Annotated in this window: 10 protein-coding genes; 2 read left to right on the top strand and 8 right to left on the bottom strand. The window is 50.2% G+C overall.

Annotated features, from left to right (window positions below):
• Positions 1-24: 24 nt before the first annotated feature.
• A complete protein-coding gene (locus tag CWB98_RS21235; RefSeq protein WP_249364738.1) occupies positions 25-3,267 on the bottom strand; it encodes an ATP-binding protein in 3,243 nt (1,080 codons plus the stop codon).
• Positions 3,268-3,624: 357 nt separating this feature from the next.
• Here CWB98_RS21235 and CWB98_RS21230 point away from each other — a divergent pair, with 357 nt between their 5' ends.
• Complete coding sequence (locus CWB98_RS21230; RefSeq protein ID WP_138546638.1) at positions 3,625-5,916, top strand: penicillin acylase family protein; 2,292 nt, start codon at positions 3,625-3,627, stop codon at positions 5,914-5,916.
• Here the strand turns inward: CWB98_RS21230 and CWB98_RS21225 are convergent.
• The 5 genes from CWB98_RS21225 to CWB98_RS21205 all read right to left on the bottom strand — a co-directional run bounded on the left by CWB98_RS21225 (position 5,913) and on the right by CWB98_RS21205 (position 10,868).
• A complete protein-coding gene (locus CWB98_RS21225) occupies positions 5,913-6,965 on the bottom strand; it encodes a GGDEF domain-containing protein (protein WP_249364734.1) in 1,053 nt (350 codons plus the stop codon). The genes CWB98_RS21230 and CWB98_RS21225 overlap by 4 nt on opposite strands.
• Before the next feature lie 88 nt (positions 6,966-7,053).
• Positions 7,054-7,926, bottom strand: coding sequence for a multidrug transporter (locus CWB98_RS21220; protein ID WP_138546636.1), 873 nt, complete (start codon positions 7,924-7,926; stop codon positions 7,054-7,056).
• Between the two features lie 148 nt (positions 7,927-8,074).
• On the bottom strand, positions 8,075-8,812 hold the full coding sequence (locus CWB98_RS21215) for a pseudouridine synthase (RefSeq protein WP_432765897.1): 738 nt from the start codon (positions 8,810-8,812) through the stop codon (positions 8,075-8,077).
• A gap of 43 nt (positions 8,813-8,855) precedes the next feature.
• Complete coding sequence (locus CWB98_RS21210) at positions 8,856-9,980, bottom strand: retropepsin-like aspartic protease (protein WP_138546634.1); 1,125 nt, start codon at positions 9,978-9,980, stop codon at positions 8,856-8,858.
• Between the two features lie 6 nt (positions 9,981-9,986).
• Entirely contained in the window at positions 9,987-10,868 is an 882-nt protein-coding gene (locus CWB98_RS21205) for a dTDP-4-dehydrorhamnose reductase family protein (protein ID WP_138546633.1), read from the bottom strand.
• A 73-nt stretch (positions 10,869-10,941) separates the two neighbouring features.
• On the opposite strand from CWB98_RS21205, the gene CWB98_RS21200 reads away from it, so the two are divergent.
• On the top strand, positions 10,942-12,240 hold the full coding sequence (locus CWB98_RS21200) for a hypothetical protein (protein WP_138546632.1): 1,299 nt from the start codon (positions 10,942-10,944) through the stop codon (positions 12,238-12,240).
• A gap of 83 nt (positions 12,241-12,323) precedes the next feature.
• Here CWB98_RS21200 and CWB98_RS21195 read toward each other — a convergent pair whose 3' ends face one another.
• Both CWB98_RS21195 and CWB98_RS21190 read right to left on the bottom strand, forming a co-directional pair.
• A complete protein-coding gene (locus CWB98_RS21195) occupies positions 12,324-13,823 on the bottom strand; it encodes a peptide MFS transporter (protein WP_138546631.1) in 1,500 nt (499 codons plus the stop codon).
• A gap of 115 nt (positions 13,824-13,938) precedes the next feature.
• Positions 13,939-14,643, bottom strand: coding sequence for an HAD-IA family hydrolase (locus CWB98_RS21190; RefSeq protein WP_138546630.1), 705 nt, complete (start codon positions 14,641-14,643; stop codon positions 13,939-13,941).
• Positions 14,644-14,683 lie beyond the last annotated feature (40 nt).

Below are 14,683 nucleotides of genomic sequence, written 5' to 3'. Positions count from 1 at the left end.
TGAAGTGTACTTTTGTCAGCTGTATCAGCAGGTTTTGGCTTCATCGACCCAGCGCTGCAACATTTTACTCAGTGCATTGAAATTGATGGGTTTGCTAAGGTAGGCGTCCATACCGGCAGCCAGACACTTTTCTTCATCACCCTCCATGGCATTCGCGGTCAGGGCAATGATTGGTGTTTGTTGATGATGTTCGCCCGCAATGCCGGCACGGATCTCTTTGGTGGCTGTGTAGCCGTCCATCTCGGGCATTTGGCAATCCATGAGAATGATCGCATAAGGCTCCTCTCGTACCTTGAGATGGCCAATCGCCGCCAGACCATTGTGTGCGCAGGTGACATGGGCACCCAGCTTCTCAAGCAGGGTGGTTGCAACGGTTTGGTTTATCTTGTTGTCTTCTACAAGCAGAATCTCGACATCCAGACAGACGTTTTCGACGACTTTTGCGGCTTTGGGCTCTTTGCGTTTAACTAAAGATAAGGCGTTGGCCGGGGTCAGAGGCGCAAGCAGCAGGTTATTCGATGAAAACTGAGGCCAGGCTTCGGTTTCCTGCATAGTATGGCATAGCAGAGCATAGTTGAGTTGTTTTACTTTTATCAGTTTTATCAGGCTCTGTATGTCAGAGTCCGATGAGTGGCTGAGCACTTGTGTGGCAATGATCAGGGCGGGCTGATGCGCTTCTTTGGTGTTATAAAACTCCAGCATTTGCGTCACGTTCTCAAAGTGCTCGGTTGGGATATGCCAGGCGTCCAGCATATGCCGAGCAGCCAGATCAGACGGTGAGTGCGCATCAATAACATACAGGCTGTCATTTTTGGCGTCCAACGCCCGGATTGGTTGTGGATCACTGAGTTCAATATAAAACGTAAAGGTGCTCCCAATACTGGGTTTGCTGTAAGCGTTGAGGGCGCCGCCCATAAGTTCGCACAGCTGTCTGGCTATGGTTAGCCCCAACCCTGTACCGCCGAACTTGCGTGTGGTTGAAGGATCGGCCTGCGTAAAAGAATCAAAAATTTTGCTCAGTTGTTGCTTGCTAATACCGATGCCCGTGTCTTCTACACTGCACCACAAGCGAGACTGGTCGCTGGTGCGTTCGGTATAGCATGTCAGGGTCACTTTACCGCCTTCGGTAAACTTGACGGCATTGCTAAGCAGGTTGTTGAGCACTTGTTTGAGCCTGTGCGGATCTGTCTTAGCGTACTGATATTGCATATTACGACTATCGATAAAGAGTTCAGTTTGCTGGTCATTGGCTCGTGGTGCAAAGGCTGCAAAACAGTCACTGATAATCTGGATCAGATCACATTCAATCTGCTCAATATTCAGTTTACCGGCTTCAATTTTAGAGAAATCCAGAATGTCGTTGATAATAGTGAGCAATGACTCTGCCGAGCTTTGTGCAAGCGACAGATTACGTTGTTGCGTGTCTGTGAGTTGCGAATTGCCAAGTATCTCCAGCATGCCAATAATACCGTTCATCGGGGTGCGGATCTCGTGGCTCATACTGGCCAGAAAATCAGCTTTAATTTTGGCAGACTGTTCAGCCAGCTCTTTTTCTATGATCGCTTTTCGTTTAGCCTGCTGCTGCTGCTGTCCGCTGAACAAACTGGCTAGCATAGCGGCAATGGCATGCACAAAGCGTCTGTCACTGTCTGTCCAGTCCGGGTATGGATCACCGTATTCAGTACAGAGTATCCCGCACACGGCGCCGCGATGCAGTATGGGTGTAATGAGCATAGCTTCGACCTCAAACGGATCGAGGTATTGATCAGCCAGAGGCCGGGTGATTGGGTGTTTGGTTGCTGTACTGGCCTCTATAACTTGCTTGCTCAGTACCGCGGAGAACAGGCCAGGTAAAGTCGCCTTGCGCCAGGGCGGGAAGTGCTGCAGGCTGTCTCGGCGGGTATTGCTGAAACAGGTTGGATATAGTAACGAGTGATCGTCACTGAGCAGCCAAATACTGGCGCGGGACGCGCGAGCAGCCTGGCAAACTGCGTCGGTACATAATTCTTGCGCGCGGTCGGTGTGATTATTAAGTATGGCCTCATGGGTACTGAGTTGGGCCAGTAATTCATTATTTCTGGCTACTTTTTCATGCTCAATTGCCATCAGTTTGCGGTCATTGATATTTTGCACTGACCCAAACACTTGTAAAGTCCAGCCATTGTGCTGTTTGGCCTGTGCTTTGATGAGCACCCAGCATTCCTGCCCTTTGTGTGGCTGGACGATGAATTCATCCTCAAAAGGTTTGCCATACTTGATCGCCTGATTCATATGATCCTGAAACTTCTTGCGATGGGGCCCCTCTTTGAAAAACTCGGTACTACTCATCCAGGTGGGCTGATAGTGTGATGGTACGGCAAATATTTGGCGTGTCACATCGGACAGCGTGATTTGATGAGACGCCAGATCAACCGACCAGGCGCCCACTTTGGCCAATGAGCCCATATTGGTTAGCGCATTGGTTTTATTTTTCAGCTCAGAAAGCAAGCGCGTGTAAAACGAAAATGCACAGAAGAAGAATATCACTATGGTCAGCAGCGCCAGTCGAAAAGGCCATAAGGCGGCTGATGAGGCCTTCCATCCATAGCGCGGGGCTGCGTACATTACCCAGCTACCCGATGGGACATGAATGGTGAATGCCAGTGGGTTATGCTCCTGAATGGTGGGAGAGCCATAGAAATATTCACCGCTGTCACCCAGGCCATTTCGGCCCTGGATCGCTATCAGATAGTCACCTTCGAGTTTGTTCAGTGACACTTGTTCGTATAGTTTGGGCATGTCAATAACGACCGAAAGAAGCCCCCAGAAATTGTCGTTGTCAACGTATACAGGGATCCGTGCAATCAACGCCATGCCGCCCTGAATGAGCTCTAAAGGGCCTGCCAGGACGATATTGCGCGTGTCTCTGGCTTTAATCGCGTCTTTCTTTTGTTGTGGGTGGGTGAGGTAATTGAGCCCAATGGCTTTTTCATTTCCCTCGAGCGGATACACCATTTGCAACACCATATCAGGTGCCGCCCCCACATTACGCAATACTTTACTGGTCTCGAACAAGGGAGCAGCAAAGCGTTCAAACTGCGCTTGATCCAAATTTGGCTGAGGTGCAAGGGCAATGGCGAGCCCCCGAACCAACTGAATATTTGCAGCCAATGTGCCTTCTATCTGAGTGCGATAAACATTGAGCTCTTCAAACGTGCGGTTTTTCTCAACCTCTATCAGGCGGCGCTCATTGATGCCATCGATGTACCAGCCTGCAGCCAGAATCACCAACAAAAGTGCCCCCACCATAAAGCGGGTTAAAAAAGCTTTCCTTGACGACAGCACTTGTATGGTCTGCATGTAAACGTGAAAAAGTATCCTTGAATCATTTAACTATAGTTGTCTGTATGAAAACTCGCCAAGACCCGAGGTAATTTATGCCTAAAAATCCTGCCGATGTTGATCGCGATCGCACAGTGGCTTAGCGCACGAACTAAAGTGATTGTTGTAGCGGAGCTTTCTTATCGTCGGCAATGGCATGTCCCAACGGGGATTCACAGACTTGTCATGTAATACGATAATGCAATCAAGGATATTTAGCGCTAAGCTGGCTAGGTCATTAATCACTCACAATAAGGAGAGAGTATGCTGACTTGGTTAAGACGTACTATAGCGACCTTAGTGTTGTTGGCACTGGCAGCCAGTGCGGTCGTGTACGGGATCTTATCTTTGAGCTTGCCTGCGCTCGATGGGCAGGGGCAGTCAACGGCGATAAGCGCACCACTGACGCTGGAGCGTGATGCGCTGGGTCAGAGTGTGATCACAGCACAGAATCGGGATGATGCTGCTTATGCGCTGGGCTTTGCACATGGTCAGGATCGCTTCTTTCAGATGGATTTGCTGCGTCGAAATGCTGCTGGAGAGCTGAGTGAGTTATTTGGAGATGCGGCCATTGAACTTGATAAGGGATTACGATTTCACCAGTTTCGTGCTCTAAGCCAGCGCATCTTGCAGCAACTGCCTAAGTCAGACCAAACTTTGCTTTCGCGTTATTCGCAAGGGGTAAATGAAGGACAAGCACAAAGCGGTGTGAAGGGATTTGAATACCTCTTGTTAGGTGCAGATGCTAGACCCTGGCAGCCAGAAGACAGTCTGTTGGTTATTTTTAGTATGTACCTGGATTTACAAGCTAGTACCTTAAAAAGAGATGAGTCGCTTATTTTGGTTGAGTCTTTGCTTGGCAAAGAAATGGTGGATTTTATTATTCAACCTAGTAATTATCAGGCTGCACTTGATGGTAGTGAAGTCCGCATAAATGATGTTTTGATACCAAAATTAGGCGACATTGCTCAGTTTGATGTATGGCGTAAGATTGAGGAGTTGCCGATTTATGGTAGTAATAACTGGGCAGTAACCGGGGGGCATACTGATACAGGGGCTGCAATGCTATCAGATGACATGCATTTAGGTCTGAACGCACCGGCTATCTGGTACCGGGCACAACTTAATTACAACACCGCAGCTGGCAATCCCGTGCAGGTATCCGGTGTCACTTTGCCCGGAGCTCCTGCGATTGTTGTAGGTAGTAATGACCATATTGCCTGGGGGTTCACCAATGGTTATCTGGATACCGCAGACTGGATCAAGCTCGACCCGCATAGTGATAAAACCTGGCAGGTCACAGAAGTGCTGCGATTACCGGGTGATCAGCGTCATGAATTTGCCCTGACACTCAGTGACTACGGACCGGTTAAGCATATCCAGGGGGAAGCGTATGCACTAAGCTGGGTAGCACATCGCAACTACGCGGTTAATCTTGGCCTGACTGGGCTGGAACAAACCATGTCTGTCGATGATGCACTGCAGCAGGCTGAGCATATCGCTATTCCGGTTCAAAATATGGTGGTTGTCGATGCAAGTGGAAATGCTGCATGGCGGCCGACCGGTGCTGTACCGGCCCGAAAAACTCCCAGCGATCTGGCTGTTATTAGTCAGGACTACAGTGCTGGCTGGCAACGGAATGAAGTGGATCGGCCGGTCGTGAAAAATCCCGCGGATGGCAAGATCTGGACTGCTAACTCCCGAGTTGTATCGGCACAACAGCATCAGCGGTTTGGCGATGGGGGCTACGCACTGGGTGCCCGGGCTCAGCAGATCCGTGATCGGTTGAAGGCGCAATCCCAGTTTAACGAAGCCGATTTTATGCGTTTACAGCTCGATAATGAGGCACGCTTTTTGATGCCCTGGCACCAGCTGTTGAGTGAGCTACTTGAGAGTCGTAAAGCGTACTACTCACGAGATCTTACATATCTGGCTGACTGGCAGGCATGTGCCTGTCCGGACTCGATCGGCTATACCCTGGTCAGGCGGTTTCGTGATCAAACGATCGATGTATTGTTTTCCCCGGTAGAAAATACCCTGCAACAGGTTGACGGGAGCTTGTCGCCTCTCAAACGATATCTTGAGCCAGCCGTGTGGCAGTTGATATCTCAGCAACCTTCGCAGTGGTTGCAAAATTATAGTGACTGGGATGCACTGTTGCTGGCAGCATATGAGGCGGCTAAAGCACAGCTGCGCGAGTCTGAAGGAAGCGACATGGCAGCATGGCAGTGGGGGCGAGTGAATCAACTTGAAGTCAAACACCCGTTTAGCCGACAGATCCCACTGCTTAGCGGTTTGCTCGATATGCCGGTAGTCCCTGGGTTTGGTGACAGCTATATGCCGGCAGTACAAAAACCCGCATTTGGCGCTTCCCAACGCTTTATTGCTCAGCCCGGGCACCTTGATAAAGCGATCATGAGCGTTGCTGGTGGCCAAAGTGGCCATCCCTTGTCGCCGTTTTATCGGGCTGGGTTCAGTGGCTATGCTCAGGGTGAAGCGGTTCCCTTGTTACCGGGTAAAATCAGCCACCGTATTACCTTTACTCCCATGAACTAACTGGACTGGGCTGCGGTTACGCGATTGCGGCCCTGTGCTTTACTGGTGTATAGCGCGTCATCGGCCAATTGCAATGCCACTGAAAAGGGCAGGGCAGTATGCCACAGAGCCACACCAAAGCTCATGGTTGCGGTGAGTTCATTGCCGTTGAAGCGCTGCATTTCAAGAGTCTGACGCAGGGTTTCCAGCCGATGCACCGCCTGATCCAGATTACAGTCGACCAGCACTAACAGAAACTCCTCTCCGCCCCACCTCACGGCAATATCCTGATCGGTCACATGTTTGTGCAGAATATCAGAAACGGTTTGCAGTACTTCGTCACCCATATCATGGCCCAGCTGATCATTGATTTGTTTAAAGTGATCCAGGTCGGCCATCACCACACATAGAGGCTGTTCATTATGTGCACAACTGGCATGGGCTCTTAAGATCAGCTCCTTTGCATAACGGCGGTTAAATAAGTTAGTCAGCGGATCTCTCGCGGCCAGCGTCGCCAGCTGCCGACGCTGAATAAAGGTGCTTTCGCGTATTTGTCCAATGACATAAATCATGGGCAGGCCGCAGATAAACACATTGATAAAGTGGATGGGGCGGGCGTAGTCGCGAAATGCAAAGGTGGTATTTACCGTGTCATAAAGCTCAAACAGGACTGCAAATAACACAATTAAGCTTAAAGACAAAGTGATGGCGAGTCGCAGTTTTAATTGTAGATCCAGCAGTAGCATGCAGGCAATGGTCCACAGGTAATACTGAAAACCATAGTCCATACCGAGTGTGGCGCAAACCAGCACGGAATGGGCGGTCACTTCAATACAAAATACTCTGAGCGCCAGATGGCTGTGGCCCCGGTTGAGCAGATAAATACCTGTTGCCCAGGCGACAACGCTGGCGATATTGGCGATGGCCAGAATATAAACATGGCTGTACCAGAAGGCAAAAATAAACAGCAAATGTAAGCATAAACAGTAATAAGCGACCTGCTTAAACAGTTTCACTTTGACCAGCTCAACCTCGTCAGGCTGACTATAAAAATGTTGTGCAATCGGCACGTAAGGCACTCAGTCATTATTGTTGCGATATCTTCAGTATAGGAAGTGCCAGCTATTTTTCCCCGAAAATTTACTTTGCAACAGAAACCTAGCCCATCATTACCAAAATGGCAGCGAGTGCGATAAGTAGTAGTCCCAGCGTATCACGCCTGGCAACGGGGGCTTTTAACCACCAAAATGCAATTGCCAGCGTAAAGAAGACCTCGATCTGACCCAGTGTTTTGACATAGGCCACGTGTTGCAGGCTCATAGCACTAAACCAGCCAATAGATCCGATGCAGCTGGTAAGGCTAATGGCACTGGTGAGCCGGCGCTGTTGCCATAACGTATACCATGAACTTTGTTCCGCATAACTCAGGTAACTTGCCAACAGTAAGGTCTGACAGGAAAGTACCAATAACAGCACCCAGGCAGCGCTATGGGGAAAGGGCAGTCCTGTGGTGAGGCTGGCCTCTCGGACCCATAAAGAGGTCAGCGCAAATGCGCCACCACAGGCAAGTCCGAGCAGTGCGGTGGCGGGGACAAAGTGGCGTAACGTCACGCCGCTGAGTAACAGGACAGCCATACCGCCGAGCAGAACGCCCAGCCAGCCGAATGGACTGAGGTGTGAACCGAAAAAAGCCATCCCCAGTACTGCCGCAAGCAAGGCTTCGCTTTTGGCCAGGCCCACACCAACGGCATAGTTGTTGCGTTTGAACAGTATCACCATCAGTCCGGTGGCGATGATCTGCATGACACTGGCACCCAGTACATAGCTTATTAATGAGGGCGTTATGGTCAGCACCGGCACTGACTGCCATTGATACAAACCCAGCAAATACAGGGCCGCCATTGGTGTGGCGAGCAGAAAGCGTGCGAGCGTCACACCGGCCACACTGGCATGTTCACTGAGACGACTTTGCAGGGCATTACGCCAGGCCTGACTAAATGCGGCCAGACAGGTAAACGCTATCCATTCCATGCTTATGACTTCCAATGATATCGGAACACAGAAACTAACTGGCCAGGCGGCGAATTACCAGTGCCTTGAAGAATATTCAGCATAATAGGGAGAAATAATGGTGCGACAATATGCCGCAGTGTGTTGTCGTCAGCAGCTCGCTATACTGTTATCCGATGCTACTTTTACCGCCCAGGATGTTGGTTGGGCGGTACTCTTTTTTCTTCTCTTCCAGTACTAACTCAGTGAACGAGATGGGCTGATATTGCCCCGAGGGCAGAGCGTCGGGATCCAGTATCAGGTTGGCAATACGTATCCGATATAAATCGATCACCCGATAGCCACAATACCGTGCCATTTTGCGGATCTGACGATTCATTCCCTGCCTCAAAACAATAGTAAAGGTGTCCTGTGTGAGTGGCTTTACCTGGCAAGCTTGCGTCATCACGCCATCGACGGGGACACCTGCACTCATCCTAGCGCAAAACTGCGGATCGAATGGTCTGTCGACGACGACACGATATTCTTTTTCCTGGTGGTGGTCTGGGTGGATCAGGCGATTGCATAGCTCACCGTCGTTAGTGAGCAGTAACAGTCCGCGGCTGTCTTTGTCCAGGCGACCAATGGGGTAGACTCGCACACCAGGCGGAAGGTGATGGATCAGGCTGCTGGGATCGTCCGCGCGCAGTTTGCAGTCGATGCCCACTGGTTTGTGATACAGATACAATTTTTTTGGAGCCGGACCGGTGATTTGTGTACCGTTCACAGTAATATGGTCGTCGTCGGTAACATGATCAATGTGATTCGCCGGATGACCGTTCACTCTGACCTCTGCTGCGTCGATCAGCCGAGAGGCTTGACGGCGGGAACAGACGCCGCAATGGCTTAGGTACTTGGCAAGGCGCATTGGCTGCATAATCGTGATAGCTTGAGAGCAAAGACCCAGTATATCAAGGTTGATTGCGAGGACGCAAAATCAGCACAGCATTGTGCTGGTCTATGTCAAAATCAAAGTGGCGCAGGAAGTTCATGCCCAGTAGCCCTGGTCCCGCACGCATCTCACTCATGACTGCAAACTGCATGGGGCCTCTGATCTGGTCACCAACCTGCATGTGCTCACTTTGATAGAACTCCACATTAGCCAGGCCGTTGGCCGTGGACACTGTTCTGGTATCAAGGTATTCAACTGCCTGATCCAATGCGGCAAATTGCTGCTGGGTCAGTGAAGTCACGCTGGCCCCGGTGTCGATCATCAGCTCAATGGTGCTGCCAGCGAGTTGAGCTTCAAGCACAAAGTGACTGCCGAGGCGGCGCAGCGGCACATGCGTTACACCCTGTTGTAGTGCCAGAGCCTGATTGTAAAGCGCTTCTACCTCCTGATGATGGCGCAAAGTGTCGTTTGCCTGTGCAATCAAAAAGAGGGCTTCGGAAGGTTGTAACAATGCTAGGTGCGCTTCTATCTGGTGTGTCAGTAACGCCAGCATGTGCGGTTCCTCATCGTACCAGGGCGCTGCAAGCATCAGTAGTTCATGCCACTTCTGCTGCTGATTCAGCTCAATCAGGCGCGGTACGAGTAAGTCATCAATCAGAGTTTGCCAGTGAGAGTACGAAGGGTTGCTTCGATAGGCGACCATCAGTCGTATGAGCGCTTCATCGGGCTGCTGCAGGGACTGATAAAGGCGAATTTCAAGGTGCTGTGCCACAAGTGCCTGTGGGTCGACTCGAAGGTAACCCTGCACCAGAGCTAACTGGGCAAATAATTGGGTCTCGCTGGCTTGATCCCGCTGAGCACTAATCCATTGCCACCATTGTTTGACATGATGGGACGTTGCCCCGGGGTGTGTCTGATGTGTTTGTAACAGATAGGCCAGCGCCTGCTCATAGCGACCCTGCTGAAATGCCTGCTGGGCCAGGGTAAGTGACGCGGGCATCTGGTCTGAGCTGGCGTGTAAAGTCGGGGCGGGTGCTGGAGGCACCTCTGCGGGGGGGACTGCTGTCGATGAATGGTACAGCTGCCAGCCCAGATAGGCATTGAGTGCCAAAGAAAGGGTCAGAAGCGCAGTGTTCACCCGCATGATGTATTACCCCTGCACATGCTGGCTAAGCACGGCAGCTATCGCACCAGCAAAATCTCGTCGGTGTGCAATGCCCAGTGTATGCAAACGGGTATCTTTAAGAGCACAGTTATGGGGACGAGCCGCGCTGTGTGTGGGCTCTGGCAAAGCGACAATACTGGCCCCTTCTAATCCCAGCACGGATGCAATAGTCAGGGCCATCTGATACTTGGTCAGTGCCTGAGTATCTGACACATGATAAACCCCTCCCAATTGCGCTTTTGGCAATGCAATCAGATCTGCCAAAGTCAGGGCTATGTCCTCAACATGAGTCGGATAGCGGATCGCCCAGTTGTCATGGGCACTGTTTGGGTCAGACTTTAGTTGTTCGGCGATCACGGTCACCGCGGATTCTGAAAGGTATTCGACATCGCCATACAGGACCGGCACCCGGATAACGCTATGTGTGGCATCGCTCGCAAGTACGGCCTGCTCAGCTTGTTGTTTGCTCTGGCCGTAAAAGTTGAGCGGATTGGTCTTGGCTTGTTCGATGTAAGGAGGCTGTGTGCCATCAAAAACATAATCGGTGCTGATGAAAAACAATCTGATGCCACGCTGAGCGCACTGCTTTGCCAGATGGTCACTGGCTGCGACATTCAGCGCGAGTGTTTGTGCGTGGTCGTTTTCACAGACATCTGGCTTGCGCTCTGCGGCAGCATGGATGAGCACATCTGGCGCGTATTCATCCAGGAAGGTGTTGACTGCAACCCTATCTGATAAGTCGAGTGCGACCTGTTGAGCAGTGGCACGACGAAAGCCACATTCTATGATTGTGTGCTGCGTTTTTAATACTTTTACAAGTGCGCGCCCCAGTAATCCGGTTGCGCCAGTGATTGCGATTTTGCTCATTTGTTATGTTGCACATTCAGTGGTTATCTGTTCTAGTTGCAATGAGTTTAATAACTTTATTGAAGGATTATCAATGTCTTTTTACAAACAGATGCTTTGTACCATGTTGACCGTGTGCGCAATGCACAGTGCCGCTTCACCTATATTTTCTATCACCAGCGACTGCGATTTAGACGAAACAAAAGATGAAATATCTATTGAGCTAGGCTTAACGCAGCGTCATGGCCAGGCTGTTGAAGAGATCACTTACGCCATCAGAGATGCGATATTTGAGCAGCTGCAACCGCAACTAGATAGTTACCCAAGTGGCATCCAGGTGCGTTCTATGGCTTTTAAACGTGAGCTGTTGCAGAACTCTTTGATTAACGAGGCGAGAGTCATTGGACGTTTTTCGGCAAAGGCCGTAACTAAGTGTAATGACCAGTTTATTATCTCCAAAGGAGAAGAGTTGGATGCTCGCTTTGCGCCAAAGAAAAAACTAACAGCAGCCATTGAGATGTCTTCAAAAATCTCCATGCCCAGCAAAAAGAGATTAAATGTCGCATCAAAAATGATCTCCTCAGAGAGTATTTTTGGAGTCGACTTTGGAACTCACTTTGAAGATGCAGAGCGTATGGTTGGTCGCTTTAGTTTGGTATGGCAGCTTGAGGATGGTATCCGGTTGGCATCTGTGGGACGCAATTACATGCTGTTTTTTATCGATGGAAAACTGGCAGGGTATCAGTACGCCAAAAACCTGTTGCCAACGGCCATCAATAACTTGGTTGAGCTGTCTCCGACAGGTGTTGACTTGCACTTCGCAAGCCATCGAATAACTGATATCAGTCATGCTGAGTTCACCAAAGCGCAGATGTCAGAATTAGCGGAACACTTCAATGAGGTATCCTCCTCAGTCGTTAAAACCTCGGATGAGGGAAGCGCAATCCGGCTAGAGGGCTTACAGATAGGTAAGCTGCCTGAACTAAGCCGTCGCTGGTCCTACACACATTGCCTGAACAATGAGCAAGTTATGCCATTCATAGAAAATCACCAGGGTGCGTTAATCAGGTTGATATCTGAGTCAGGCCACATTACCTACCTAACAGGTTGTGGTCAGGCCATTACACTCAGTGCGAACGCAGAGGTAAAGGAAATGACATTGCTTGAGCCGATTAGAGTAAGAAATGCTCTGATGTGGCAAGTGAATACATTATTTGCCTTACAGCCATGGCAGTTCGGTGGTTTAAAGTATCAAGTTCCGGTGTCTGACCTTAAATTCTCATCAAGTGAAATAGCGGACGATGTGCTGACAGTGGAGCATAGTAAATGGTATGGACACTTTTTTGTAGAAAATGATAAGGTCGTCGGCGGTACGTTACAGTTTAATCGATAGTATTAATGCTCACTTATGCTTTTTGGTTTGTGAGTTTAAAAAGCTGTAGTAGGTAGAGCCGATCAAGGATCGGCTCGGTATTTTTATGCTGTTTGCTGCGGGCTCTGGCCTTCCCAGATTTTGGCACGCAAGCCAAACAGGCCAACCAGGATCCCCACGCCGATACAAAACAGACTAATTTGCAGATATAAGTTTGGCATTTGATCGACGTTTTCCGGGTCGAAGTTTCCGGCCAGCAAGCCGGAGATGATGTTGCCTATTGAGTAAGTTAAAACGAACACCCCCATCATCTGGCCGGCAAATCGCTTAGGAGACAGTTTACTCACCGCACTCAAAGCCACCGGGCTCAGGCATAGTTCACCGACGGTATGCAGGAAGTAGGTGGTTACCAGCCACATAGGTGCAACTTTGAGCCCTTGAGCCGCATATTGGGCTGCAAAAAACATAACAATAAAACCGCTGGCCATGATCACCAGGCCAATCGCGCATTTTACTGTATATGAGGGCGAGATCATGCGTTTTGCCAGGTTGATCCACAGTGCGGCGAAAAAGGGAGACAGTACAATGATAAAAAAGGAGTTAGTAGACTGAAACCAGGCTGTTGGAATCGTAAACCCGCCAAGCAGTCGGTCGGTATAATCTCTGGCAAACAGATTCAATGAAGACCCGGCTTGCTCAAACCCTGACCAGAAACAGGCTGAGGCTACGCAGACCAGGAACAGTGCCCACATCTTGCGCTTTTCATCATGCTCCAGATTGCCCGCAAAATAAATAAATCCGTAATAGGCCAAAAAGATAAGGGTAAAAGCGATTGCGACGTACTGGGCGACAACAACCGGATTGATGACCAGCACACCTGTGTAGGTCAGTGCCACCACACCGGCAACGGCGGCGATAACGGCAATGATGACTGACCAGGCTTTGCGGGCTTTCTCTGGAGGCAGCGGGTTGCTGGGTTTATCGCCAACATGTGCGATATAACCCAGTGTTTTACGATATTGGATCAGGCCAACGCCCATGCCGACTGCGGCGGCACCAAATGCCCAGTGCCAGCCCAGGTTTTCCATAAAGTACCCGCAGATGGTGTAACCTAGTACGGAGCCCACATTGATCCCCATGTAATACAAGGCATAGCCTCCGTCACGACGCTCATCTTCATCGCGATACAGCTGACCAACCATAGCGCTGATATTCGGCTTCAGCAGGCCGGTACCCGCTGCAACCAGGATCAGACCGATAAAAAAGGTTTCATGGGCTGGAATCGCCAGTACAATATGGCCGCACATAATGATGATACCGCCATACCAGACTGTGCGTTGACCACCCAGCAGGCGGTCCGCTATCCAGCCTCCGGGCAACCCCAGAAAATACACCGCACCTGTGTATAATCCGTAGATAGCGGCAGCCGCTGCAACGGTGAACTCAAGGCCCTCTTCTTGTAAAGAGGCGGTCATAAAAAGCACCAAGAGTGCGCGCATGCCGTAGTAGCTCATTCGCTCCCACATTTCAGTGAAATAAAGCGTAGATAAGCCTTTCGGGTGGCCAAAAAACCCCGTATCAAGATGAGTATCCTGCGATGACATAATAGACTTCCGATTGTTTTTTTATTATACGAAAGTCTTATTAGTACGTGATTTGTTAAAAGTTTGCAACAGAAGTGGGGTCACCTGTGGCTGCAGGAGCAACGACCGGCGAGCGCTAAGCCAGTAATAACGACAGGGTATGAATATCGCGAATTTCTATATCCGCCAGCCCCTGATAACGATATTTGATGCCCTGGTTATTGAGCCACACGCTGCGGCAACCCGCCAGGTTTGCACCTTGTACGTCGGTATCCAGGCTATCACCAATATGCAGTAGCTGGTGAGGTGCCACCTTGCAGTATTGACAGGCCACGTCAAACAGATCTGCATGGGGTTTGGCGCGGCCATCTCTGCCGGCCATCAGTACCTGCTCAAACTGACCTGCAAGGTTAAATCGCTCGACTTCGACATTGCCATTGGTGATGGCGATCAGCCTGAACCGTGTTCTCAGGCTTGCCAGCAGATTAAGCACAGAGTCATCAACGACAATCTGACTGCGTGCTGTTGCAAACGCCTGGTAGGCGGCTTCGGCATGTGCCTCTGTGTCTGCTGGGCTGAAGCCGACTTGCTGCAAACCATAGCGCAATGCCACCTGACGCCAGCGGGTAACGTCATTGGTCAATTCAGGGTGCTGAAGTGCAACCTGTTTACGGCATTTGAGCCAAAATTCTGGCCCCTGAGCACGCCAGGGCGCTAATGCATCGACGTAGTCGTTCATGGCCTGAACCGCAGCGGCGATGACTGGGTGGTTGTTATACAAAGTATCATCCAGGTCGAAGCTCAGAACCTGGATTTCATCAATGGCACGGTTAAATCGCATAACACGTCTCTTTGTTGAAAGTTTGCCAGAGTTTACCTAA

The sequence above is a fragment of the Pseudoalteromonas rubra genome, assembly GCF_005887115.1.
In the GTDB taxonomy this organism is placed as follows: domain Bacteria; phylum Pseudomonadota; class Gammaproteobacteria; order Enterobacterales; family Alteromonadaceae; genus Pseudoalteromonas; species Pseudoalteromonas rubra_F.
This window is presented reverse-complemented; position numbering and strand designations above follow the sequence as displayed.

Bases quoted from the DNA above. Each gene is read 5' to 3' on its own strand.
- CWB98_RS21215 (WP_432765897.1), bottom strand. From the start codon at position 8,812: ATGCGCCTTGCCAAGTACCTAAGCCATTGCGGCGTCTGTTCCCGCCGT.
- CWB98_RS21230 (WP_138546638.1), top strand. From the start codon at position 3,625: ATGCTGACTTGGTTAAGACGTACTATAGCGACCTTAGTGTTGTTGGCA.
- CWB98_RS21220 (WP_138546636.1), bottom strand. From the start codon at position 7,926: ATGGAATGGATAGCGTTTACCTGTCTGGCCGCATTTAGTCAGGCCTGG.
- CWB98_RS21200 (WP_138546632.1), top strand. From the start codon at position 10,942: ATGTCTTTTTACAAACAGATGCTTTGTACCATGTTGACCGTGTGCGCA.
- CWB98_RS21210 (WP_138546634.1), bottom strand. From the start codon at position 9,980: ATGCGGGTGAACACTGCGCTTCTGACCCTTTCTTTGGCACTCAATGCC.
- CWB98_RS21190 (WP_138546630.1), bottom strand. From the start codon at position 14,643: ATGCGATTTAACCGTGCCATTGATGAAATCCAGGTTCTGAGCTTCGAC.
- CWB98_RS21205 (WP_138546633.1), bottom strand. From the start codon at position 10,868: ATGAGCAAAATCGCAATCACTGGCGCAACCGGATTACTGGGGCGCGCA.
- CWB98_RS21195 (WP_138546631.1), bottom strand. From the start codon at position 13,823: ATGTCATCGCAGGATACTCATCTTGATACGGGGTTTTTTGGCCACCCG.